This is a genomic window from Curtobacterium sp. MCLR17_051 (assembly GCF_003234395.1).
Lineage (GTDB): Bacteria > Actinomycetota > Actinomycetes > Actinomycetales > Microbacteriaceae > Curtobacterium > Curtobacterium flaccumfaciens.
Genome location: NZ_QKTA01000013.1, coordinates 39,536 through 63,359, shown reverse-complemented (window position 1 = coordinate 63,359; position 23,824 = coordinate 39,536). Strand labels below are relative to the sequence as shown.

General features: G+C 70.3%; 21 protein-coding genes. 10 read left to right on the top strand and 11 right to left on the bottom strand.

Translation table 11 applies throughout. The features are described from left to right. Positions 1 to 9: 9 nt before the first annotated feature. A complete protein-coding gene (locus tag DEJ06_RS11880; RefSeq protein WP_111039416.1) occupies positions 10 to 1,197 on the top strand; it encodes an ankyrin repeat domain-containing protein in 1,188 nt (395 codons plus the stop codon). Positions 1,198 to 1,304: 107 nt separating this feature from the next. Here DEJ06_RS11880 and DEJ06_RS11875 read toward each other — a convergent pair whose 3' ends face one another. The 7 genes from DEJ06_RS11875 to DEJ06_RS11845 all read right to left on the bottom strand — a co-directional run bounded on the left by DEJ06_RS11875 (position 1,305) and on the right by DEJ06_RS11845 (position 10,150). After that, positions 1,305 to 2,501, bottom strand: a complete 1,197-nt coding sequence (locus DEJ06_RS11875) for a glycoside hydrolase family 1 protein (protein WP_111039439.1) — start codon at positions 2,499 to 2,501, stop codon at positions 1,305 to 1,307. An 8-nt stretch (positions 2,502 to 2,509) separates the two neighbouring features. Continuing rightward, positions 2,510 to 3,382: an alpha/beta fold hydrolase gene (locus DEJ06_RS11870; protein WP_111039415.1), complete on the bottom strand. Its 873-nt coding sequence runs from the start codon at positions 3,380 to 3,382 to the stop codon at positions 2,510 to 2,512. Next, the gene (locus DEJ06_RS11865; protein ID WP_111039414.1) at positions 3,379 to 5,175 is read right to left on the bottom strand and encodes an ABC transporter ATP-binding protein; all 1,797 of its coding nucleotides are present in this window, start codon (positions 5,173 to 5,175) and stop codon (positions 3,379 to 3,381) included. The genes DEJ06_RS11870 and DEJ06_RS11865 overlap by 4 nt, the downstream gene beginning before the upstream one ends. Then, positions 5,172 to 6,113 carry an ABC transporter permease gene (locus DEJ06_RS11860; protein WP_111039413.1) on the bottom strand — a complete coding sequence of 314 codons (942 nt, stop codon included), beginning with the start codon at positions 6,111 to 6,113 and terminating at the stop codon, positions 5,172 to 5,174. Before DEJ06_RS11860 ends, DEJ06_RS11865 begins: the two co-directional genes overlap by 4 nt. Then, complete coding sequence (locus DEJ06_RS11855; RefSeq protein ID WP_111039412.1) at positions 6,110 to 7,090, bottom strand: ABC transporter permease; 981 nt, start codon at positions 7,088 to 7,090, stop codon at positions 6,110 to 6,112. The genes DEJ06_RS11860 and DEJ06_RS11855 overlap by 4 nt, the downstream gene beginning before the upstream one ends. After that, a complete protein-coding gene (locus DEJ06_RS11850) occupies positions 7,087 to 8,847 on the bottom strand; it encodes an ABC transporter substrate-binding protein (protein ID WP_258366988.1) in 1,761 nt (586 codons plus the stop codon). The genes DEJ06_RS11855 and DEJ06_RS11850 overlap by 4 nt, the downstream gene beginning before the upstream one ends. Before the next feature lie 202 nt (positions 8,848 to 9,049). After that, entirely contained in the window at positions 9,050 to 10,150 is a 1,101-nt protein-coding gene (locus DEJ06_RS11845) for a LacI family DNA-binding transcriptional regulator (RefSeq protein ID WP_071250632.1), read from the bottom strand. Between the two features lie 228 nt (positions 10,151 to 10,378). Between DEJ06_RS11845 and DEJ06_RS18300 the strand changes: the two genes are divergently transcribed. Next, a complete protein-coding gene (locus DEJ06_RS18300) occupies positions 10,379 to 10,528 on the top strand; it encodes a hypothetical protein (protein WP_155896754.1) in 150 nt (49 codons plus the stop codon). A 79-nt stretch (positions 10,529 to 10,607) separates the two neighbouring features. Here the strand turns inward: DEJ06_RS18300 and DEJ06_RS11840 are convergent, their stop codons facing one another. Next, complete coding sequence (locus tag DEJ06_RS11840) at positions 10,608 to 11,309, bottom strand: GntR family transcriptional regulator (protein WP_239001395.1); 702 nt, start codon at positions 11,307 to 11,309, stop codon at positions 10,608 to 10,610. Positions 11,310 to 11,407: 98 nt separating this feature from the next. On the opposite strand from DEJ06_RS11840, the gene DEJ06_RS11835 reads away from it, so the two are divergent. Further along, the gene (locus DEJ06_RS11835) at positions 11,408 to 12,619 is read left to right on the top strand and encodes an MFS transporter (RefSeq protein WP_071404949.1); all 1,212 of its coding nucleotides are present in this window, start codon (positions 11,408 to 11,410) and stop codon (positions 12,617 to 12,619) included. A gap of 57 nt (positions 12,620 to 12,676) precedes the next feature. Here DEJ06_RS11835 and DEJ06_RS11830 read toward each other — a convergent pair whose 3' ends face one another. From DEJ06_RS11830 to DEJ06_RS11820, 3 genes are all read right to left on the bottom strand, one after another. Next, complete coding sequence (locus DEJ06_RS11830) at positions 12,677 to 13,519, bottom strand: formate/nitrite transporter family protein (RefSeq protein ID WP_111039410.1); 843 nt, start codon at positions 13,517 to 13,519, stop codon at positions 12,677 to 12,679. 111 nt (positions 13,520 to 13,630) lie between these two features. Then, positions 13,631 to 14,797 carry a Vms1/Ankzf1 family peptidyl-tRNA hydrolase gene (locus DEJ06_RS11825; RefSeq protein WP_111039409.1) on the bottom strand — a complete coding sequence of 389 codons (1,167 nt, stop codon included), beginning with the start codon at positions 14,795 to 14,797 and terminating at the stop codon, positions 13,631 to 13,633. Next, positions 14,778 to 15,119, bottom strand: coding sequence for a hypothetical protein (locus tag DEJ06_RS11820; protein WP_111029698.1), 342 nt, complete (start codon positions 15,117 to 15,119; stop codon positions 14,778 to 14,780). The genes DEJ06_RS11825 and DEJ06_RS11820 overlap by 20 nt, the downstream gene beginning before the upstream one ends. 208 nt (positions 15,120 to 15,327) lie before the next feature. Between DEJ06_RS11820 and DEJ06_RS11815 the strand changes: the two genes are divergently transcribed. From DEJ06_RS11815 to DEJ06_RS11785, 7 genes are all read left to right on the top strand, one after another. Next, positions 15,328 to 16,686, top strand: a complete 1,359-nt coding sequence (locus tag DEJ06_RS11815) for an extracellular solute-binding protein (protein WP_111039408.1) — start codon at positions 15,328 to 15,330, stop codon at positions 16,684 to 16,686. Beyond that, complete coding sequence (locus tag DEJ06_RS11810) at positions 16,683 to 17,804, top strand: carbohydrate ABC transporter permease (protein WP_071404944.1); 1,122 nt, start codon at positions 16,683 to 16,685, stop codon at positions 17,802 to 17,804. The genes DEJ06_RS11815 and DEJ06_RS11810 overlap by 4 nt, the downstream gene beginning before the upstream one ends. Further along, positions 17,801 to 18,736, top strand: a complete 936-nt coding sequence (locus tag DEJ06_RS11805; RefSeq protein ID WP_027464914.1) for a carbohydrate ABC transporter permease — start codon at positions 17,801 to 17,803, stop codon at positions 18,734 to 18,736. Before DEJ06_RS11810 ends, DEJ06_RS11805 begins: the two co-directional genes overlap by 4 nt. Continuing rightward, entirely contained in the window at positions 18,733 to 21,774 is a 3,042-nt protein-coding gene (locus DEJ06_RS11800) for a glycoside hydrolase family 2 TIM barrel-domain containing protein (protein ID WP_111039407.1), read from the top strand. The genes DEJ06_RS11805 and DEJ06_RS11800 overlap by 4 nt, the downstream gene beginning before the upstream one ends. Before the next feature lie 314 nt (positions 21,775 to 22,088). Further along, a complete protein-coding gene (locus tag DEJ06_RS11795; protein WP_181436761.1) occupies positions 22,089 to 22,400 on the top strand; it encodes an SdpI family protein in 312 nt (103 codons plus the stop codon). Positions 22,401 to 22,492: 92 nt separating this feature from the next. Next, complete coding sequence (locus tag DEJ06_RS11790; RefSeq protein WP_111039405.1) at positions 22,493 to 23,167, top strand: hypothetical protein; 675 nt, start codon at positions 22,493 to 22,495, stop codon at positions 23,165 to 23,167. Positions 23,168 to 23,230: 63 nt separating this feature from the next. Further along, positions 23,231 to 23,743, top strand: a complete 513-nt coding sequence (locus tag DEJ06_RS11785; RefSeq protein WP_111039404.1) for an SdpA family antimicrobial peptide system protein — start codon at positions 23,231 to 23,233, stop codon at positions 23,741 to 23,743. The last annotated feature ends 81 nt before the right edge of the window (positions 23,744 to 23,824 follow it).

Sequence of the window (23,824 nt, the reverse complement as noted above, 5' to 3'; positions counted from 1 at the left end):
TGTCGTCCCGTGCGATGGAGTCGAGTGAACTGGCCCTCCGTTGGCTACGTCTCCCTCGAGGACTTCGACGGCCAGCGCGAACACGTGACCCGGTTGCTCGAGGACGCCCCGCCCACGGTCGCCGCGCTCCTGACGGTCAAGTGGACCGACTCGAGGATCGAACGCTGGGTCGTGGAGTCCGCCGACGCCGTCGTCGACCCGGACGCCGACGAGGACGACGTGACGACCCCCGTCGACCTGCCGGGACACGGTGTGCCCGACCCGGTCGTCGTGCACGCCGACATCGTGGTGCGCAACGACGAGGTCCTCGACACCCCGAGCGGCCTGTGGCGCCGCTGGAACCACGCCAGGGTGTCGCTCCGGCTCCGGGACGCCGTCATCGACCCGCCGGGTCTCGACGCCGCAGCACTGCTCGCCGGTGACGCCCACGTCGCCCGGGGCGAGCTCGAGTACCTGAACGAGCACGACGCCTGGGAACTCCGTCTGCTGATCTCCCCCGTCGGCGAGGTCGCGATCCGGTTCCGGGGCGTCCGGGTGGCGATCCGGAGCGTCGCCGAGAGCGTGTACGCCGACCTCGAGGCGCGCCCGGCACGCGGCTGGCACGGCCCGGTGCCGGACGGCTGGGTCGAGTGGACGACCGAGGTGGTGCGGGCAGCGGCCTACGGCGACCTCGGCGGACTGCACCTGGCCGACGACGCGAGCGACGTCGACGACGTCGACCCCCGCTGGGGCTTCGCCCCGCTGCACGCCGCCGCGTGGTTCGACCACCCCGAGATGCTCGAGGAACTCCTGCGCCGCGGCGCGACCCTGCAGCTGGAGGACACCGAGGGGCGGACGCCGCTGACGCTGGCGATCGACCGCGACGCGCGACGGGCGGTCGACGTGCTGGTCGGAGCGGGTGCCGACCTGGAGGCCCGTGACGGCGACGGCAACACCCCGATCGTCCGCGCTGCGTGGGGTGGGCACGCCGCGATCGTGCGTGCGCTCGCCACCGCGGGTGCGGACACCAGGGCGCGCGGGTCACGGGGCGCGACGCTGCTGATCGCGGCCGTCGACTCCGGCGACCTCGACACGGTCCGGGTCGTGCTGTCGCTCGACGTCGACCGGGACGCCGTCGACGACGAGGGCTCGAGCGCCGCGGACAGGGCGGAGCTGCTCCGCGAGACGGCCGTCGCCGACCTGCTCGCCGCCGCCTGAGCGCTGTCCGCACCACGGCCCGTGGGCCGACCCGTGCCGGACGTGACGAAGCGCGGCGGACGGGAGCAGGGCCTCCCGTCCGCCGCGCGCCTGCGGGGTCGACCGTCCTAGACGGTGACCGACTCGAGGGCGTTCGCCTGCGCGACCCGCCCGTACCAGCGGGCGGAGTCCTTCGGCGTGCGCTCGAAGGTCTCGCGGTCCCACGCGACCAACCCGAACGTCGGGCGGAAGCCGGAGGCCCACTCGTAGTTGTCCAGGAGCGACCAGTGCTGGTAGCCCAGGACCTCGATGCCGTCCTCGATGCAGCGGTGGATGCCCTCGAGGGCGCCCTGCGTGTAGGCCTGTCGGCGGGAGTCGTCGGCGGTGGCGATGCCGTTCTCGGTGATCATCAGCGGGACGCCGCCGGAGAGCTCCCACGCGCTGCGGAGCCCGTCGGCCGAGGCCTCGGGGTAGAACTCCCAGCCGGTGAGGGTCGTCTCGACGTCGTCCGTCACTGGCAGGGGCCCGTCCGGACCGATGAACGTGCGAGTGTAGGCCTGCACGCCCAGGAAGTCGTCGCCGGCGGCCTGCTCGAGGTACCAGTCGTCGCGCGGGTACCCGTACTCGCGGAGCATGGCGTCCGCCCCGGGCTCGCCGGACGACTTGAAGGCCTGGGTCGCGATGGTCCACCCCGACTGGAGGCCCGACACCTGTGACAGGACCTCGCGCGACCGCTTGTGGCTGGCCAGCAGGGCGTCGGCGACCCCCAGGTCCGGGTTCGGCAGGCCGAACGCCACCAGGTTGGCCGCGTCCTCGCCGCCGGCGAGCATCGCCGCGATGTTCGGCTCGTTGATCGTGCAGACGTAGCGGACACCGTCCTGCACCACGGGGAGCGCGGCCTCGGTGTAGCGGGCGAACAGGTCGGCGGCGTCGGGTGCCCGCCAGAAGCCGTCGCGTTCGAACCAGCGTGGCACGGTGAAGTGCATGAGGGTGACGATCGGCTCGATGCCGAACTCGTGGCAGGCATCGACCATGCGGCGGTAGTGGTCGACCTCGGCACGGCTGACGAACCCGCGCTCGGGCTCGATGCGGGCCCACTCGATGCTGAACCGGTAGGAGTTCAGCCCGAGGTCGGCCGCGATGCGGATGTCCTCGCGGTACCGGTGGTAGCTGTCCGCCGCGTCGCCCGAGGGCTCGACGATGGTGGTGTCCGGCTCGTGCTCGTGCACCCACCAGTTGCTGTTGACGTTGTTGCCCTCGATCTGGTGGGCGGCGGTGGCGGCACCCCAGAGGAAGCCGTCGGGGAACTGCAGCGTGGAGATGATGGTGCCTTTCAGTGCTGTGACAAGAATGCGTCGAAGACGGCGACCGTCCCGAGCGGGTTCTCGACCTGGGGGCCGTGGTAGCTCGCGGGGATGACGACGTACTCGGCGCCGGTCTGCTCGGCCATCGCCCGCTGCCACGGGATCGGCCAGGCGTTGTCCCACTCGCCGTGGGCGACGAGGACCGGCAGGCCCGTGGCGCGCAGGGCGTCGGAGGCGTCGGTGTGGTCCTCGAGGATGTGGCCACCGGCGACGACGCTGAGCGGGCTCGTCGCGTCGAAGCGGTCGCGCACCATCCGGACGTCGTCGGGCAGCTCGGCGTCGGGGCGGTACGCCCAGAGCGGGTTCGTCGAGTCGAACAGCTGCCGGAGGTTCCCGCCGGTGTCGTGCAGGATCGTCAGCTCGGCGACCTTGCGGTACGGCCACCCGTGCGGCCCGGAGCAGAACTGCACGACGTCGCGGAACGCCGTCGGGTCCTGGAGCGCGGCGGCCCGGACGATCACCCCGCCGAGCGAGTGCCCGATCAAGTGCACGGGGGCACCGTCGTCGAGCAGGCGCGCGACCCGGACGACGTCGGCGGCTTCTTCGTCGAGGGAGTAGTCCCGCGGCTCGGTCGGCGCTGCCGAGTCGGCCTGACCACGCCGGCTGATCGCGACCGCGGTCCAGCCGGCGTCGCGGAGGACGGGCAGGAAGGTCCGCCAGTCCTCCTTCGAGCCGGTGTACCCGGGGACGATGAGCACGGTGCCCTTCGACACCCCCTCGGGCACGATCCGGTAGGCCGTGAGCCGCCCGACCGGGACGTCGATCCCGACGACGTCGACGCCGTCCGGGGTGGGCAGGTGCCCGAACGGCGGGACCGTCGGGAAGTCGTGCAGGTTCGTCATGCGCGCAGGGTCCTCCGCGGGTTGGGAACGGCGTCGAGGAGGGCGATCGTGTACGGGTCCTGCGGGTCCTGCAGCACCTGGGCCGTGTGCCCCCGCTCGACGACGGCGCCCTCGTGGAGCACCATGATGTCGTCCGTGATGAGCCGCGCACTCAGCAGGTCGTGCGTGATGTAGAGGAGCGAGACGCCCCACTGCTCGCGGAGGTCCTCGAGCAGCGCGAGCACACCGGCACGCAGCGTCACGTCGAGCATGGACACCGGCTCGTCGGCGATGATCACCTGCGGGTCGCTCGCGAGCGCCCGGGCGATCACCACACGCTGCCGCTGCCCGCCGGAGAGCTGGTGCGGGAGCTTCTGCGCGAACTGCTCGACGGGGGTGAGCCCGACCGTCTCGAGCAGCTCGAGCACCCGGCGCCGGGCATCGCGGCCGGTCAGCCCGGTGTAGTTCGCGATCGGCCGGGAGAGCGTGTACTCGACCGTGTGCAGCGGGTTGAGCGCCGAGTACGGGTCCTGGAACACCATCTGGACCTCGGAGCGGAGGTCCCGCAGACCGCGCTTGCCGAGGCGGGCGACGTCGAGGTCCCCGAACCGGACCGTGCCGGTGGTCGGCTTCTCGACGCCGGTGAGCAGCTTCGCGATGGTCGACTTGCCCGAACCGGACTGGCCGACCAGGGCGAGCGACTGCCCGGGCTCGAGGGTGAACGACACGTCGCGCACGGCCTGCACCGGCTGCTCACCGCGGCGGGGAGCCGGGTAGGTCTTCACGATGTGGTCGACGACGATCGGGTTGCGGGCGGCACTGCGCTCGCGGGAGCCGACGGTGCTGAACGACGAGGTCGTCTCCTGCCGCTTCTCGCCGGCCTCGGCGCGGAGCGAGCGGTCCGGGAAGCCCGGCAGCGACACCACCTCGGCGCGGGGGTCGGCGTAGTGCGACAGGAGCATCTGCGTGTACTCGTCCTGCGGGTCGCGGAGGATCTCGCGGGAGCCGCCGTCCTCGACGATCCGGCCCTCGTGCATGACGAGGACGCGCTCGGTGGCCTCGAGGACGATGCCGAGGTCGTGGCTGATGAGGATCGCCGTGAAGCCCTCGGTGCGCTGCAGCTCGATGATGGTGTCCATCACGGCGTGCTGCACGAGGACGTCGAGCGCCGTCGTCGGCTCGTCGAACACCATGAGCTGCGGCTCGAGCGAGAGCGCCAGCGCGATGGAGACGCGCTGCCGCATGCCGCCGGAGAGCTCCCCGGGGAACCGGGCGAGCATCGACGTCGGCAGCTTCACCTTCTCGATGAGCTCCTTCATCCGGGCGTCCCAGCGGTCGCGCGACACGTGGCCGTGCGCCTTGAAGACGTCGATGAAGTGGTTCCGGATCGTACGCACCGGGTTGAGCGCGTTCATGCCGGACTGCAGCACCATCGCGAAGCCGCCCTGCCGCTGCTGCCGCAGGGCTTCGTCGTCGAGGTCGCGGATGTCCTTGCCCGCGAAGACGATGCTGCCGCCGTTCGTGCGCGCCGGCGGCTTCTGCAGCCGGGTCAGCGCGTAGCCGAGCGTCGACTTGCCGGAACCGGACTCGCCGACCAGGCCGACGAACTCACCCTTCTTGAGCTGGAACGACACGTGGTCGACGGCCTGGACGGCGCTCTGGCCGGCCGATTCGTAGACGACCGACAGGTCGCGGACGTCGAGCAGGACGGAGGCGTCGCCCTGGTCGTGACGGGCGTCGGACTGGAGGCCCGTGGCGGCGCCGGTGGGCGCCTCCAGGCCGTCTGCCGGGTGCGTTTCTGGCAAGCCGCTCATGCGCGCTTCTCCTTACGGGGCCGTGCGCCGTCGCGCAGCCGCGGGTTGGACACGGCGTCGACGCCGAAGTTGATCAGGGTGAGGCTCATCGCGAGCAGCGCGATGCAGAGACCCGGCGCGAAGAGCAGGATCCACTGCCCGGTGAGGAGCGCGTTCGAGTTCTGCGCCCAGTACAGGATCGTGCCCCAGCTGACGATCGACGAGTCGCCGAGTCCGAGGAACTCGAGGCCCGCCTCGGCGAGGATGGCGCTGGTGGCGGCCCCGAAGAAGCTGCCGACGATGAGGCTCGTCATGTTCGGCAGGATCTCGCGGAACACGATGCGGGTCGCGCCCTCACCGGAGAACTGGGCGGCGGTGACGAAGTCCCGGCCGCGCAGCGACTGCGTCTGCGAGCGGAGCACGCGAGCGCCCCACGCCCAACCGGTCACGACGATGACCGCGATGATCACCGCGATGCCGCCGTTCTGCAGGTAGGCGGCGATGACGATCATCAGGGGCAGACCCGGGATGACGAGGAACAGGTTCACGATGAACCCGATGACCTCGGCGATCCAGCCGCGGACGTAGCCCCAGCTGAGGCCGATCGCGACGGCGACGAGCGTGGACAGGATGCCCGCGACCGCGCCGACCATGACCGAGATGCGGGCGCCGTAGATGATCTGGGACAGGACGTCCTCGCCGGCGGCGGTGGTGCCCATCCAGTGGTCGGGCGTCGCGTCGGCGGACCGGGCGAAGCCGTTCTGGCTGGCGCCGTACGGGGCCAGGAGCGGGGCGAAGATCGCCACGAACACGAAGACGCCGAGGATGATGATGCCGATCCGGGCCTTCTTGTTCGACCAGACGACGCCGAACTGGCGGGCGGCGGCGCGCCACTTGGACGGCGCTGCTTGTTCTTCCGTGTCTTGCGTTCGCACGGCGATGGTTGCGTTGTTGGTCATCGACGCGTCCTCGGGTCCAGGACGCCGTACATGACGTCCACGATGAAGTTGGCGATGAGCACCGACACGGTGATCATCAGGAAGAGGGCCTGCATGAGCGGGTAGTCCTGCCCGATCACGGCGTTGAACAGCAGGTAGCCGATGCCCGGGTAGCCGAAGACCTGCTCGACCAGGACGGAACCGCCGACCACGCCACCGAGCGCCAGACCGAAGCCGGTCAGGTTCGGCAGGATCGCGTTGCGGGCCGCGTAGCGGATGGCGACGGTGCGTCCGCGGAGACCGTTGGCCTCGGCGAAGGTCACGTAGTCGTCACCGAGGGTGTTGATCATCGCGTTGCGCATGCCGATGATCCAGCCACCGAGGCTCGTCACCAGGATCGTGACCGCCGGCAGCACCGCGTGCTGCAGTGCGTCGCCGACGAAGGCACCGTTCAGGCCGGGCGTCGTCGTCGCCGAGTAGGCGCCCGTGGTCGGGAACCAGTGCAGCACGTAGCCGAGGAAGAACAGCAGCAGCAGGGCGGTCCAGAAGTACGGGAACGTCGACATGAAGCTGCCCGACAGGGTGGGCAGTGAGTCGAGCCAGGTCCCGCGCTTCCACGCCGCCGCGACACCGATCAGGGTGCCGAGGACGAAGGCCAGGATCGTGACGACCCCGACCAGGATCAGCGTGTAGGGCAGGGCCTTCGACACGAGGTCACCGACGGGCTGCGGGTAGAACGTGTAGCTCGTGCCGAAGTCGAGGGTGATGACCTGGTGCAGGTAGCTGACGTACTGGTCCCAGAGGTTGCCGGTCGGCACCCCGAGCTGGGCCTCGATGGCCTTCTTGGTGGCGTCGGTGACCGGGCCGTTCTGGCTGAGCTTCGCGAGTGCGGCGTCGGCCGGGCTGCCGGGCATCAGGCGCGGGAGCACGAAGTTCAGCGTGACCGCGGCCCAGAGGGTCAGGACGAAGAGGACGAGTTTCTGGAGGATGTACTTCACTTCTGGTCCTCCTGCTGCGCGGCGTCCTGCTCCTGCAGGATCTGCTTGCCGGCGGCGCTGTCGCGCAGACGGAGCTTCGTGAAGATGAGCAGCGGTGCCGAGTCGTAGTTCTGCGGTGCCATGTAGGGGTCCTTCGCGCTCGGCCAGCCGACGAACTTGCCGGTGTTGAACAGGCCCCAGAGCCCGCCGTAGTACATGCCGATGACGGGGAGCTCGTCGTAGACGGTCTGCTGCAGCTGGTCGAGGATCTCCTGCTGCTTCGCGGTGTCCGTCGTCGCCTTGTACTCGTCGAGGAGCTTCTGGGTGTCGGCGTTCTTGTACCGCTCGTAGTTGTTGACCGTCGACTTGCCGACGGGCTGGTAGAACTCGCTGCTGAGCAGGGAGTTGAACGCCTGGTAGACGTCACCGTTGCCCATGCCGCCCATCGCCATGTCGAACGTGCCGTTGTTGATGTTCTGCTGGTACCCGGCGGGCTGCGGCGCCTGGATCGTCACCTTGATGCCGATGGCCGTCAGCTCGCGGCGGACCTCCTGCGCGGCGCGGAGCCAGTCGGAGTAGCCGTTCGCGGTCATGATCGTGATGGCGAGCTGCTTGCCGTCCTTGACGACCTTGCCACCCTGCACGGTGTAGCCGGACTTCTCGAGGCTGGCGAGCGCCGCCTTCGTGTCCTGCGTGATCATGCCCTTGTCGGGGATGTCCGGGTTGAGGTAGCGCTCCTGGTTCGGCAGGATCAGGCCGGTCTGGCCCGCCGCCGACAGGTTGCCCTCGGACGCGGTCTCGGCGATCGCGTCACGGTCCAGCGCGAGCGAGATGCCCCGGCGGACGTTGACGTCGTTGTACGGCGCCTTCGTGAGGTTCGGGATGAGGCCGATCACACCGCCGGCCGGGAACCACCACTCGTTCGTCTTCGACGCGGCGCCCCAGGTGCCCTTGACGTCGGAGATGAACGAGTACGCCCAGTCGTAGCCGCGGGTGACGGTGTCGAGCTGCGTGTTCGTCGCCGGCAGGATGAGGTGCTTGATGGCGATCTTGTCGGCCTGCCAGTACTTCGGGTTCTTGTTCATCGAGTACTGCTGGTCGGTGTAGTTGCCGAGGACGAACGGCCCGGTGCCGACCGGGTTCGGGTCGCGCCAGGTCGTCGGGTCCTTCACGCCGCCCCAGTGGTCCTCGCCGAGGATGTACGTCTGCCCGATGATCGTCAGGCTCGGGACGTCCTCGCTCTTGAGGTGGAAGACGACGTGGTCGCCGTCCTGCTCGATGCTCTTGATGTGCTGCCAGGCGCCCTTGACGTCCATGGCGGGGAACTTCTTGAGCAGGTCGAAGGTGAAGACGACGTCCTTCGCGCTGAACGGCGACCCGTCGGACCACTCGACACCCGAGCGGATCGTCATGTCGATCGTCTTCGCGTCGGGCTGGCTCCACGCGCTGGCGAGCCACGGGTTGCGCTTGCCGTCGAGGGGGTTCACCTCGATGAGGGGCTCGTACATCCACTTGGAGGCCGTGCGGGCGTTCGCGATGTACGGGTTGAAGTTGCGGTCGAACAGCGGGTTGCCGCGGTCCGCGTTGATGAGCATCGTGTCCTTGCCGATGGTGGGATCGGGTTCGGATCGGACCTGGATGCTGCAGCCGGTGGCCACGAGGGCCACTGCGGCGAGGCCGGCGATGGCCGCGACGAGGCGGCCTCGGCGGCGGGGGCCTGGGTCACGCGTGCCGCGCGTGCGCTGTGGGGGAAGCGTCATTGCTCGGTCGACCTCCATGTCGATTCGGTACGTGCTCAATGTATGCGCTTACATCGCGGCGTGCAACTGCGGGTGTTGTTTCGCGGGGCGGCACGGTGCGAGGTGCGCCGACTGGTGCGAGGTTGCCCGCTCTGTGCGCTGCTACGGACTCGCACGGGGCGCGGAAGGTCGCACGGGATGCGGAAGGCCGCACGGTGCGGCCTCGCGACGGCACGCACGCCTACAGCGCGGGCGGGCAGCTCTCGCGCAGCAGCACCTCGACGGGCAGGCGCACGGCGCGCGGCGGCCCCTCGCGACGTTCGAGCCGGTCGACGATCGCCAGGACGGCGGCACGCCCGAGCGCCCCCATCGGCTGGTGCACCGTCGTCAGGCGCGGCGACGAGAACCGGCCGGCGTCGATGCCGTCGAACCCGGTCACGACGAGGTCCTCGGGCACCCGGAGCCCCCGGGCAGCGGCGGCGTCGAGCACCCCGAGCGCAGACTGGTCGTTCGAGCAGACCACGGCGCGCGGGACGTCGTCGGCCAGCAGCGACACCGCGAGCTCCCGCGCCCGGGCCCGCCCGAAGTCGCCGTGCACGGTGCGCACCGCCGAGGCCGGCACCCCGTGGTCGGCCAGCGCCGCGCGGAACCCCGCCGAGCGCTCCATGTCGTCGGGCGAGTCGATCGGCCCCGCCACGTACGCGAGTGACCGGATCCCCAGGCGCCCGATGACGTGCGACGCCAGGGTCCGCATGCCCGCGGCGTTGTCCACGCTCACCGAGTCGAACCCGTGCGAGCGCCGGTCGTCGGCGAGCACCACGACGGGGATGCGGCGGGCGACGTGCTCGAGCAGGTCGTCGGGCACGGTCTGCGCCAGCACGGCGAGCCCGTCGACCCGGCCGGCGACGTCGTTCACGATGACGTCGCGCGACGAACCCCGCCCGGCGGCGACCATGAGCGCCAGCCCCCGCTGCCAGGCCTCGGTCTCGGCACCGCGCAGGACCTCGTCGAAGTACAGGTTGGACGAGAACGGCTGCGTCACGTGGCGCCGGTCGTCGACCACGCGGACGCCGCCGTCGGTGACCAGGTCGGGCCGCTCATCGGGCACCACGTCGAACCCGGGCAGCAGCAGTCCGACGACGCCGGTGCGCTTGCCGGCGAGGGCCCGGGCGTTGCCGGATGGGACGTACCCGAGGCTCCGGATCGCCGCCTGCACGCGGTCCCGGGTGCCCTCGCGGACGGCGTCGGGCGTGCGGAGCACGCGCGAGACGGTGGCGATGGAGACGCCGGCCGCAGAGGCGACGTCGTAGACCGTGGGAGGTGCGGTGCGCTGGTCGGCCAACCCGTGCCTCCCCTTCGACGTCCGCTGGTGCCGCGCCTCGCGCTGTGCGGCCGGACCATCCTAGGCATGCCGTGTGCCGGGAGTTCTCCACACGGTGCCGGAAACGCTTGCGGGACAGCGGGGGTCGCGCGACACTGTTCCGACCTCAGTACGTCCCGTGAGGAAGCGCACCAGCGGGCCGCGTGCCCGCACCGATCAGGTTGCCCACACACAGGGGAAGGACACGACATGTCACAGTCGACACGTTCCGGGAGCAAGCTCGCACTCCGCGCGAGCCACGACGAGGCCGAGGTGCGCGACGCGCTGCTCGAACGCACGGATTCGATCCGCACGTTCGACGACCTCGACGCACCGCAGGAGACGACGGACCTGCGCTAGCGGCTCCCGCCCGGCCTCCCCCCGGACACGGCCAGGAGGCCCGGGCAGGCGCCCGCAGACCGCTCACGTCCGCGCGCACTCAGCGCTCGGTCGCGCCCACGATCGTCATGCCTGCCCCGCGCAGGCGTCGGCGCTCCTGCGCGATCCAGCTGAGGAGCCGGTCGTTCGTGCCGGCGACGTGGGCGGCGACGAGGTCCGCTGCGCGGTCCGCGTCGCCGTCGCGCACGGCGTCGATGATGGCGCTGTGCTCGTCCCAGGCGGCGTCGCGCGCCTCGGGCGTGCGCACCTCGATCCAGCGCGTGCGCTCGAGCCGCGTCAGGGCGTCGGCGATGGCGTCGGTGACGAACCGGTTGCCACCGAGCGCGGCGAGGTCCAGGTGGAACGTCGACCCCATGCGGATGCCGGCCTGCTGGTCGGGGGTGGGCTGGAGCGCGTCGAGGTGCCCGCGGACCTCGGCCAGCTGCTCGGGGGTGGCACGCTGGACGGCCAACCGGACGGCAGCGGGCTCGAGGATGCCGCGGAGTTCGGCGAGCGAGGCGATCTCGTCGAGGTCGATCGGGGTGACCGTCCACGAGCGACCCTCGTGCAGGATGAGTCCCTCGCGCTCGAGCCGCGACAGTGCGGCGCGGACCGGCGTGCGCGAGGCGTGGAACCGTGCCTCGAGCCCCCGCTCCGAGATGCGCTCCCCCGGTGCGATGTCGAGGGTCAGGATGGCCGCGCGCAGGTTGTCGTAGAGCTGGGCCGTCTGCGACACGGGCGCGGCGTCGGTCGTGTCGGTCACGGCGGACAAGCCTAGCGGCGTGACGGCGGGAATGGTATACCGTTCTGGTATACCAATCCGTTCCGCGATGGAACGACGACGAACGGCCGACACTCCCCATGCCCACGACCGACGCCCCGCAGCGATCCACCACGACGCCGCCGGTCTCCGCCCGCGCCTGGACGATGCTCGCCCTCGGGGTCGCGGCCCAGGCGGCGGGGACGCTCGTCGTGTCCGCGCCGGCGCTCCTCATCCCCCACCTGCTCAGCCGCGGCACGTCCCTGCCGGCCGCCGGGCTGCTCGCGGCCGCCCCGACCTTCGGCATGGTGCTGACGCTCATCGCCTGGGGCGCGATCACCGACCGGTTCGGCGAGCGCGTCGTCATCGCCGGCGGACTCGTGCTCACCACGCTGGCCGTGGTGGGCGCCTGGCTCGCTGCGGGCGACCCGGTGCTGCTCGGGTTGGCGTTCCTGGCCGGTGGGATGACGAGTGCCTCGACGAACGCCGCGAGCGGTCGGGTCGTGGTGGGGTGGTTCCCGAAGGAGCGCCGGGGGCTCGCGATGGGCATCCGGCAGATGTCGCAGCCGCTCGGCGTGACACTCGCGGCGGTCACGGTGCCGCAGCTCGCCGAGGGCTCCGGGATCCGCACGGCCCTGGTCCTGCCGATCGTGCTGTGCGCCGTGCTCGCCGTCTGCTGCGCGATCGGGATCACCGACCCGCCACGCCCTGCCCGGGCCACGGTGGCGACGACGGCGACCGCGAACCCCTACCGCTCGAGCGGCTTCCTGTGGCGGGTGCACGCGGTGTCGGTCCTGCTCGTGGTGCCGCAGTTCACCCTGTCGACGTACGGGCTCGTCTGGCTCGTCGGCCTCGGCTGGTCGACACCGGCGGCCGGGCTGCTCGTCGGCGCCGCGCAGTTCGTCGGGGCGATCGGCCGGATCCTGGTCGGTGGCTGGAGCGACCGGGCCGGGTCGCGCGTCGGACCCCTGCGGATCGTCGCGGTGAGCGCCGCGGTGGTGATGGCGGTGCTCGCGGTCGTCGACGCGACACACCTGGCCGGGGCCGCGGTGTTCCTGGTGCTCGCGACGAGCGTGACGGTCGCCGACAACGGGCTGGCGTACACGTCGGTCGCCGAGGCGGCGGGGCCGTTCTGGTCCGGCCGGGCGCTCGGTGCGCAGAACACCGGGCAGTTCATCGCGGCGAGCGCCGTCGGTCCGGGCATCGGGGCGCTGGTCGGTGCGCTCGGGTTCGCGGCGTCGTTCGGCATCGTGGCGGTGCTCCCGCTGCTCGCGGTCCCGCTGGTGCCCCGACGCGACCGGTCGCACGACTGACCGTCCGCACGACTGACTGCGAACGGCCCCGTCGGTCCGCTCCGCCCGTCGCGCCCGTCACCCCTGTTCGTGGTCGGCGCGCTCGGGGTCGTCCTGGGAGTCCCGGCGGCGGTCCTGCATGAGCTCCTTCGTCCGGAGCAGGCGCAGCGCCGTCACGAGCACCAGCCCACCGAGGACGTTGAACAGCAGCGTGTACCCGAACCAGCCGAGCCACTGCCCGTAGGTGATGTCCGCGCCCGACTGAATCGCCCCGAAGACGAGCAGCGAGTCGAGGATCGAGTGGAAGAGCTGCAGCCCGGCGAGCAGGAAGCCTCCGGCGACGGCGGCGACGAGCTTCGCGGGGTCCGAGTCGGTGCCCTGCTGCATCCGCGTCATCAGGGTGATGGTGCTGCCGCCCAGGACCGCCAGCACGATGCTCTGCAGTCCGAACGGCGCGTCGACGTAGTGGTGCGCCGACTCCGAGAGCGTTGCGTGCCACTGCGGGAACGCCTGGACGACGAGCCACATGAACACCCATCCCCCGGCCAGGTTCGCCGCGAGTGTGCCGCCCCACAGCCGAACGAGCTGCAGCACGGTCCCCTCGCGGGCGACCACGGCCGCGACCGGCATCAGGAAGTTCTCGGTGAAGAGTTCGCTGTGCGCCAGGTGCAGTGCGATGAAGCCGATGCCGAAGGCCAGCCCGGCGAGCAGGTGGCTGTCGGTCTCGGTGAGCACCGCGAGGTACGCCATCACCCCGAGACCGACCTCGAGGCCACCGAAGAACCCCGTGACGAGGACGGCCCGGGTCGTCCGTTGCAGCCGCTCCGCGCCCTCCTCGATGGTCGCGTCGAAGGACTCCGCGAGTTCGTCCTCCACGGGTGCGTCGCTGGTGCCGAGCTCACGTCGGCGGTCGTCGGTCATGGCCGGGACGCTATACGCGGCCGTCGTGGCGGCCCGCAGGATCGCACCGTGACGGACGGGAGGCCCGGTACCAGCCGGCACCGGGCCTCCCGTCCGTCGTCCGGTCACCGCTCAGGCGGCCGGCACCGCCGGTCCCACCGGCCACCGCAGCAACGCCGCGGCGGGCGCGCCGTTCGGGAGCGACGCGGCGTTCACGAGCAGCAGCTCCGCGTCGGTGAGGGCGACCGCCCGCACGATCGCGCACACGGCCGGGACCGGTCCGATGACCGGTGCGCCCGCCGCCTGCTCGGGTGCCGTGGCGATCCACGGCACCGCTCCCAGCGCGAGCAGGGTGCGGTCGCCGATCGCGGCGGCGTCGATCGCGACGACCGAGGCCTGCGCCTGCTGCAGCGCCTCGACGACGGACCCGAGGCCGGCGACCGTCTGGTTGTCCCCGCGGCCGACGTGGGTGCGGAGCAGGTCCTCGAAGTCGTGCCGGCGGGTCGCGATGACCCGGGCGAGCGCGATGTCGACGTGCTCGACGAGCGCGGTCTCCGACGCATCCGAAGCCCGGGTGTCGACCGGGACCTCGGAGACGACGGCGCGCGCCTCGGTGGACAACTGGTCGAGCAGGAGCCCCCGTGCGCGGATGTCCCCCGCGACCACGATGAGCTTCGGCTGCAGCCGCCGGAAGGCCTCGTCGACGGACGTGGCGACCTCGTTCTGGTTGTCGCGCCAGATCTCCTCGGTGTGGTGCTGCCACCGCAGGTGCGACCAGCCGCCGCCCTGGAACTTGTGGAGCGTGTCGGTGCGGCCCTGCACGCGCTGCTCGTCGCGACGGTCCGGCACGTCCGCGTGGCCCAGGCGGTAGGCGCGGTAGCCACCACCTTCGCGACCGACCTCGACGATCAGGAACGGCAGGTCGAGCGGCCGGTGCGCCAGGAGCGGCAGCAGGTCGGGCACGGGGTCGTGGCCGATCGACGTCGGGGCGTGCATCGCCCCGGGCAGGACCTCGCTGAGCACGAGTTCGCCGTCGTGCACGAGCACGTACCGGCTGACGGGTGCCGGCACCCCGGGCGTCTCCTCGAGCTCGGCCATCACCGTGTCGATGACCTCGGCGTCCGCCCCGGCCGACCGCAGCACGTCCTCGGCCTTCCGGCGCTGCAGGGCGGCGAGGTGCTGCGGGTCCTCACGGTCACCGGACGCGTCGACGTAGGCCCACGTCCACGTGCCCCCGCGCTTCAGGCGTTCGGCGATCCCGGACTGCAGGTGCGGGGCGTCATTCTGCGTCAGAGCCATCGGTGCTGCCCTCCCCGGTCTCGGTGCGGTACACGGTCGCGTCGGCTCCGTCGCCGTCGCCGGTGGGCAACGGGTCGGCACGGTCGGCGTCGTCCTCGGGGAGCACGTCGGTGGTGTCGTCCTGCAGCTCGCCCTCGAGCTCGCCGTCGTAGCCCGACGCGGCGAGGGTCTCCGGGCTGTCGGTGTCGTCGGGGACCGGCTCGGACTGCCGGAACTCCTCGACGTGGGCGTTGCTGCCGTGCCCCTGGACGATGCTCTGCGCCTCGTGCGCGAGCTGCTCGTCGAGTTCGGGGCGATGGGTGGTGTTCCCGCGTTCGGTCATCGCTTGTCCTCCCGGTCGTGCCACCGGCGGCCTTCGCCGTCCGGGGCGTCGGTGTCTGCTCTGTGACCCCACCGTCCGCGCCCGGGCCTGGGGCCGTTCCAAGGTGCGCCGGGAACGCGCAGTGTCGGTACGGTCACGAAACCACAACGGCGTTCGGTTCTGTGATTGGGTGTCGACAACCCCGATCAACGACGAACGGAGTGCGGCAATGGCGCCACGACCACGACCCATCACGAGACGACACCTGTTGGGCTTCGGCCTCGGCACCGCGGCGGCGGGACTCCTCGCCGGCTGTGCGGTCCCGGGCTCGACCAACGTCAACAAGGCGGCCCTCGTGCCCGCCGCGGCCTCGGGTGAGACCGTCCAGCTCACCTACTGGGCCTGGCTCAAGGACCTGCAGAAGGTCTGCGACGTCTGGAACAGGACACATCCGGACATCCAGGTGTCGGCGAACTGGATCCCCGGCGGCAACAGCGGCGGGTACCAGAAGATGTACTCCGCGCTCGCGGCCGGCGGCGGCCCGGACATCGGGCAGGTCGAGCTCCGGCAGATCCCCGAGTTCATGCTCGCGAACGGCCTGGTCGACCTGGCCCGGTACGGCGCGAAGGACTTCGAGTCGAAGTACGACGAGGCCGCGTGGGCGCAGGTGTCGTTCGTCGACGGCATCTACGGCATCCCGCAGGACACCGGCCCGATGGGGTTCTACTACCAGACCGCGATCCTCGAGCAGGCCGGCGGTGAACCCCCGACGACGTGGGACGAGTGGCGTGACCTGGCCGACAAGGTCCGGAGCACCGGGAAGCAGAACTACCTCGAGGTGTTCCCGGTCGCCGACGCGTCACCGTTCGCCGCGTACGCACAGCAGGCCGGCGCGCGCTGGTTCAAGGTCGACGGCGACGAGTGGGTCGTCGACATGACCGACGACAAGACCCTGATGGTCGCGGACTTCTTCGACGGGGTCATCGACGACAAGCTGGTCGACACGAGTGCCGGCGCGTACTCCCCCGGGTGGTACGCCGCGGCCGCGAGCGGCAAGATCGCTGCGGTCACGAGCGCGAGCTGGGGTGACGCACTGATCGAGTCGGTGCAGGGCGGCGAGGGCAAGTGGAAGGTCGCCCCGATGCAGAAGTGGGGCGCCGACGGCTTCGGCTCGAGCGCCATCGGCGGTTCGACGGCCGCGGTGCTGGCGAACGCGAAGCACCCGAAGGAGGCGCTCGAGTTCATCACGTGGATGACCACCTCGAAGGAGGGCATCGACGCGATGATCAAGCACTGCGGCATCGGCTGGTCGCCCGCCGTCGACTACATCGGGGCGCAGCGCGAGAAGCCGTCGAAGTGGTTCTCCGGCCAGAACTACAACGAGGACGTCTTCGTGCCGGCCTCGAAGGAGCAGAACATCGACTGGTCGTGGTCCCCGGTGACCCAGTCGGCCTTCACCAGCCTGCAGAACCAGTTCCGCCGCAAGCTCACGTCGGGCCTGAAGCTCAGTGACGCCGTGGAGCTCGCACAGCGGGAGATCGTCCAGTCCTTCAAGGACAAGGGCCTCAGCGTCAGGACGGCACGATGACCCAGCAGACCACCACCAGGCAGTCCACCGGCCGACCGGCCGGCGGCACCCCCGCGTTCCGCACCAGCACGAAGGCCACGAGCGCGCAGAAGCGTGCCCCGTGGATCCTGCTCGCCCCGTTCCTGGCCCTGTTCCTGCTGACGTTCGTCATCCCGATCATCAGTGCCCTGTTCCAGTCGTTCACCACCGTCGACCGCGAGGGCCTGTTCGGTGAGGACGGCGTCGTCGGCCGGTTCGCCGGGTTCGACAACTACGCGATCGCCCTGCAGGACAGCGGATTCGTCGCCTCGATCGGCCGCATGCTGCTCTTCGGCATCGTCCAGGTCCCGGTGATGATCATCGCCTGCACGATCCTCGCGCTGCTGCTCGAGTCGGCGAGCGCCCGCTGGCCGGGCTTCTTCCGGGCGATCTACTTCATGCCCTACGGCGTCCCGGGCGTCATCGCCACGATCCTGTGGTCGTTCCTGTACGTGCCCGGCCTGTCGCCGATCGTGTCGCTGCTGCAGTCGATGGGGCTGCAGCCGGACTTCCTCGGCGCGAACAGCGTGCTGTGGTCGATCGCGAACATCGTCACGTGGACGTACACCGGCTACAACATGCTCATCATCGTGGCGCAGCTGAAGTCCATCCCCGGCGAGGTCTACGAGGCCGCCAAGGTCGACGGCGCGAACGCGTTCCAGGTCGCGTGGCGGATCCAGATCCCGCTCATCGCGCCGGCCCTGGTGCTCACGACGGTGTTCTCGATCATCGGCACCCTGCAGCTCTTCGCGGAGCCGCAGATCCTGTCGACCGTCGCCCCGGCGATCGACACCGAGTACACGCCGAACTACGCCGCCTACACGAACGCGTTCGCGTTCAACGAGTACGGCGTCGCGAGTGCGCAGGCGGTCATCATCGCGCTGGCCGCGTTCATCCTGTCGTTCACGTTCCTCGCGCTGACGAACCGACCACCCAAGGACGAACGCGACCGCCGCAAGCGCGCACGGCGCGACGGCCGGGAGGCCCGCACCGCGCTCCAGACGCGCGCTGCGGCGGGCAGCAACGGTACTTCCCAAGCCGCACCGGGCCTCCAGGCCAGGTCCGGTCTGCAGAACGGAACGAAGGGGGCCGACGCATGACCAGCGAAGCCATCGAAGCGCCGGCCACGGCGAAGACCGCCGTCCCCGTCGACACCACGTCGATCAGTGCGCACCAGCGCCGCAAGCTCGACCGGTCGCCGCGCTCGCAGATCGTCGTCACGGGGATCCTCGTCGTCGTCGCGCTGTACTTCATCGTCCCGCTGTACTGGGTCGTCATCGCCGCGACGAAGACCACGGGCGCGCTGTTCTCGACCAACGGGTTCTGGTTCGGCGGCGAGTTCGCGCTCTGGAGCAACCTGCAGCAGGTGTTCACCTACGACGGCGGCATCTTCGTCCGGTGGATCGCGAACAGCATCCTGTACTCCGGCGTCGGTGCCGTCCTGGCGACCTACTTCGCCGCGGCCGGCGGGTACGCGCTGGCGAAGTACGACTTCCGGGGGCGCCAGTTCGTGTTCGGCACGATCCTCGGCGGCGTGCTCGTGCCGGGGACCGCGACCGCACTGCCGCTGTTCCTGCTGTTCTCGTCGATGGGCCTGACCGACACGTACTGGAGCGTGCTCATCCCGAGCCTGGTGTCACCGTTCGGGCTGTTCCTGTGCCGGGTCTACGCCGCCGCGTCGGTGGACACCACCCTGCTCGAACAGGCACGCATCGACGGGGCCGGCGAACTGCGGATCTTCCACACCGTGGTGCTCCGGCAGATGACCCCGGCGCTCGTCACCGTGTTCCTGTTCCAGGTGGTCGGGATCTGGAACAACTTCTTCCTGCCGCTCATCATGCTGGCAGACCAGAAGCTGTACCCGATAACACTGGGTCTGAACAACTGGCGCTCGCAGGTCGACCGCCTGCCGGAGTTCTACCAGCTCACCACCGGCGGGGTGCTCGTCTCGGTCATCCCGCTCGTCATCGCCATCATCGTCCTCCAGCGCTTCTGGCGTGGAGGCCTCACGGAAGGATCGGTCAAGGGTTGACCCACTCCGCACTCTCGTCCACCGCACCCGGCTCCGACTCGCGGCTGGCACCCCGTGCCTGGCTGCACACCGACGCCCCATCCCTGTCGCTGAACGGGGACTGGCGGTTCCGGTGGTCGCCCGTCGCCTCGGTCTCCGAGGACTTCGCGACCGAGGGTGGGGAGGACGACGACCCGGCCTGGGGTGAGCTCCCGGTGCCGTCGCACTGGGTGCTGCACGGGCACGGCGCTCCGAGCTACACGAACCTGCAGTACCCGTTCCCGATCGACCCGCCGCACCCGCCGGAGGAGAACCCGACCGGTGACCACCGCCGCACGTTCGAGCTGCCGTCGTCGTTCGACGGTGCCGGCCGGGTGCTGCTGCGGTTCGACGGGGTCGAGTCGCACTTCCGGGTGTGGCTGAACGGGACGCTCGTGGGGTGGTCGACGGGCTCGCGCCTGGCGACCGAGTTCGACGTCACCGAACTGGTGCGCCCGGGGGCGAACGAGCTCGCGGTCCGGGTGCACCAGTGGTCAGCGGCGTCCTACCTGGAGGACCAGGACCAGTGGTGGCTGCCCGGCATCTTCCGCGACGTCACCCTGCTCGCCCGGCCCACGGCGCCGATCGACGACGCGTTCGTGCGCGCCGGTTGGCGGGCGACGCTCGGCACGGCTGCCTCGTCCGGCACCGCGGCGTCGGGACGGCCGGAGACGGGGACCGGCACGATCACGTTCCCGACGCTCGACGCGGTGTTCCCGGTGCGGTTCGCGGTGCCCGACCTGGGCGTCGACGTCACCTGGGCCACGGCGGACGACGTCGCGCCAATCGAGGTCGAGGGCGTCGAGCCGTGGAGCGCCGAGCTGCCGAAGCTGTACGACGCGACGCTGTCGACCGGTTCCGCGGCGGCCGGCGCGGGCGCCTCGGGCGGTGAGACGGTGTCGCTCCGACTCGGGTTCCGCACCGTGTCCATCGTCGGCGACCGGTTCCTGGTGAACGGCGAGCGCGTGGTGTTCCACGGCGTGAACCGGCACGAGACCCACCCCGTGCGCGGCCGGGTGTTCGACGAGGAGCACGCCCGCGCCGAGATGGCGCTGATGAAGCGGAACAACGTCAACGCCATCCGCACCTCGCACTACCCGCCGCACCCCCGCGTGCTCGACCTGGCCGACGAGCTCGGGTTCTGGGTGATCCTGGAGTGCGACCTGGAGACCCACGGGTTCCTGTTCACCGGCTGGGTCGGCAACCCCTCCGACGACCCGGCGTGGGCCGAGGCCTACCTCGACCGCATCGCCCGCACCGTCGAGCGCGACAAGAACCACGCGTCGATCGTGATGTGGTCGCTCGGCAACGAGTCCGGCACCGGCCAGAACCTCGCGGCCATGTCGCAGTGGGTGCACGACCGCGACGCCGAGCGCCCCGTGCACTACGAGGGCGACTACACGGGCGAGTACACCGACGTCTACTCGCGGATGTACCCGACGCTGCAGGAGACCGAGTCGATCGGCGGCGGCACCCCGACGCCCCTGCTCGGCTGCGGCCCGGCCGAGGCCGCACGGCAGCGGTCGAAGCCCTTCATCCACTGCGAGTACGTGCACGCGATGGGCAACGGCCCCGGGCAGATCGCCGAGTACGAGGCCCTGGTCGACCGGTACCCGCGGCTGCACGGCGGGTTCGTGTGGGAGTGGCGGGACCACGGCCTGCTCGCGAAGACGCCCGCCGGCGATGACTACTACGCCTACGGCGGGGACTTCGGCGAGGTCGTGCACGACGGCAACTTCGTGATGGACGGCCTGGTACTGCCCGACGACACCCCGACACCGGGGCTCGCCGAGTTCGCCGCCGTCGTGGCCCCGATCCGGCTCGCAGTCTCGGACACCACGGTGCTGGTCGAGAACCGGTACCACTCGGCCTCGACCGCCGGGCTCCGGCTGTGCTGGACCCTGTCGCGGAACGGCGTCGTCGAGGCCTCGGGGCGCCTGTCCACGGGCATCGTCGCCGCCCGGGAGTCGGCGACGGTCCCGGTGCCCGCGGAGGTGCTCGACGCGGCCACGTCCGAACTCGCACCCGGCGACGAGCTCTGGTTCGACCTGACCGTGGAACTGGCGGGGCCGACCGCGTGGGCGGACACCGGCCACGTCGTCGCCCGCACCCAGCGGCTCGTCGCGGCGCGCGCGGCGGACGCACCACGGGCCTCCCGGCAGGGGTGGGACGGCGACCGACTCGGTGACGGCACCTTCAGCGCCCGCGGTGACCTGGTGTCCTGGAAGGGGCACGAGGTCGCCGGGCCCCGCCTGGAGCTCTGGCGTGCGCCGACGGACAACGACAGCCTGGCGTCACAGGGCGGCTACGAGACCGCGGACCCGGTGCTCACGCACGGTGTCGGCGATCCGACCGCTCCCCCGTCGGCGTCGCGCTGGCGCGACCGAGGGCTGGACCGGCTGACGCACCGGCCGGTGTCGGTGTCGCGGACAGACTCCGGTCTGGAGCAGCGCGTCCGCGTGGCGGCGGCGAACAGCGGGTGGGGCCTCGAGGTCACGCACCGCTGGACCCTGACGTCCGACGGGCTCGTGCTGCAGACCGACGCCGTGCCGTTCGGCGCCTGGGACGTCACGTGGCCGCGGATCGGGGTGCGGTTCGACCTGCCGGCGTCGCTGGCGGATGGGGACGCGACCTGGTTCGGGACCGGACCGCTGGAGTCGTACGCCGATTCCTCGCACGCTGCCCGTGTCGGCCGGTTCACCGCGCCCGTGCGCTCGCTCGGGGTGGAGTACTCGCGGCCGCAGGAGACCGGGCACCGGCCATCGCTGCGTTCGTTGTCGGTCGGGCCGTTCACCGTGACGACGGTGGGGTCGCACCGTGCGGGGTTCACCCTGTCGCCGTGGACCGCGCAGCAGATCGACCGCGCCGAGCACCCGTACGAGCTGCCGACGTCGGACCACCTGTACCTGTACCTCGACGCCGCGCAGCACGGGCTCGGCAGCCGGGCGTGCGGGCTCGACGTGCTGCCCGAGCACCAGCTCTGGCCGCAGGCGTTCAGTTGGAGCGTGCTGCTGGGCTAGTCGGGGTCGGCTCTCTCGCAAAACACCGGTGTTCGCACGTTGCACACCCGCATCCCGCGGCGTGCAGTGTGAACACCGGTGTTTTGTGTGCGCAGCGGATAGCCCACCAATCTATTGGGGCCGTTGGCGCTTCCCGTGTGCCGCGCTCCTGCAAGAGCGCTCCGTTGACGCAACCTCCTCCGATCGAAGCACAGCGAGGCAGCTGCTCAATGCCGCATGCACGAAAGGGTTCATTCGCTCTTGACACAGGTGACATTCTACGTTTCAGTACTCATATGCTTCTCTCCGGCTTGGCCCTCTTTGCTAGCGCGTCGGTGATCACCGTCGTCGCCGAGCTGACTGCGCGCGGCGTCGTCGGGCCGAACGGTGGCGCTGGAATCCGCATCGCTTCCGTGATGCGGTCCAAAGCTGCTTGGCAGGTCGGCCACCGTGCGGCCCGAAGGTGGCTCCACTCCGGTGCTGCAGCGTTGGCCGGCTCCGGGGTCCTGGACATCGTGGCACCCAGTCGCGTTGCTGACACGTACCTCCCCATCGGGATGGCGCTCGCAGTTTGCTTCCTCATCGTCGGTGCCGTTGTCGCCCATCGCGCCGCCCGGCTGGTTGAAGCCAACAGAGATGACGACTGAACTGACGCTTCGAAACGACCCGCAGCCGGACCACTTGATTCGCCGCCGCTGAAGACCAACAGCACGACCCACCAACTCACAAAGGGGTAGCCATGAAGTTGATCACCACCGCAGTCACACTCACCGCAGTGATCGCCTTGGGGAGCGTGACAGCCGCACACGCGGACCAGCGCGATGTGTTCTCCGATGAGCAGATCGTCCGAGGCTTGGTCTTCGGCCAGGGTGAATTCGCCGACCGCATCAACACCAGGGTCGAACTTCCCGAGGATCTCGACGAATCCGGACTGAAGAAGTACGACGAGGTGATGGACAACATCGTCACCGACCTGGTCGACAACAGCGCGTACGGAACCGACAGCTCCATCGAAGCCGTGAAGTCCGGAGATCCCTACAAAACGCTGTCGGCCTTCGGTGATCTCCGCGAAGCTTTCGAGAAGTCGCTGCGTTCGCAGTACCCAGAGGTGATCTCAGAGCGATCAGACGCAATGCAACCACGAGTGTGTGGGCCCACTGTGTGCGCTGCGGCACTCGTGGCAGTGATCGCGGTCGGAACGGTTCTCGCCGCGGTCAACTTCAACGTCGCCGGCAACGTCAACATGGTCGTCAATCAAAACGGCTTGTGGTCGAACAACGGGGTGTTCGGTTCACGGTCAACTCCACGCGTCGACGGAAACCTCCCCTCCCCCGATCCCGCCCGAATCGTGGAGCAGTACCCCCACCTGAACGAGTCCGAGGTCGCCGCACGAGTGGCGACGGTCTTCGCGTAGAACGTGAGTGCGCAGCGGTCGAAGACCGCGCTCGGAATCGCCGTTCTCGCCGTAGCAGGAGCCATGATCCTGACGCTCGCGTCGTTCGCCGGCAACAAGGTGTCACAGACCGTGAGCGATCCGACAGGACGGCAACTTTCAGGACAGCCCGCCGCCCAACTGTTCCGACAAGGATGGGGCTTCTTCACCCGCGATGCACGCGAAGACATAGTCCGAGTCGCTCATCGGCACGGCAACGAATGGCGGGTAGCGGAGGGCAACGTCACTTCATCGAGGGAGAACTTGTTCGGCTTCTCACGCCGATCCCGGAACTTCGACCAGGACCTGTCGTTCCTGCTCGAAAGCCTGCCTGCCGGCACCCGTTGGACCGACTGCCGGGCACTGAGTGCCCCTGGCTCGTGCTTGACGACGACCGGCCTGCGAAACGCTCCGGTGGTGCGGCTTCACAGTTCATCGGAGTCTCTATGCGGAACGCTGATCCTCACCCGACAACCGCCGATTCCGTTCGCGTTCTCTCGTTTCCGGGTCGCGGCTCCGGGAGCTGTCCTGGCGCTGGAGGTCAGATGCCTCGGCTGAGTCGTCTCTTGGATCGCTGGGGCGATCGAGTGATGATTGCGTGGGGGCGGTCACCCCACGGCTTCCAGCTAACGCTCGCAC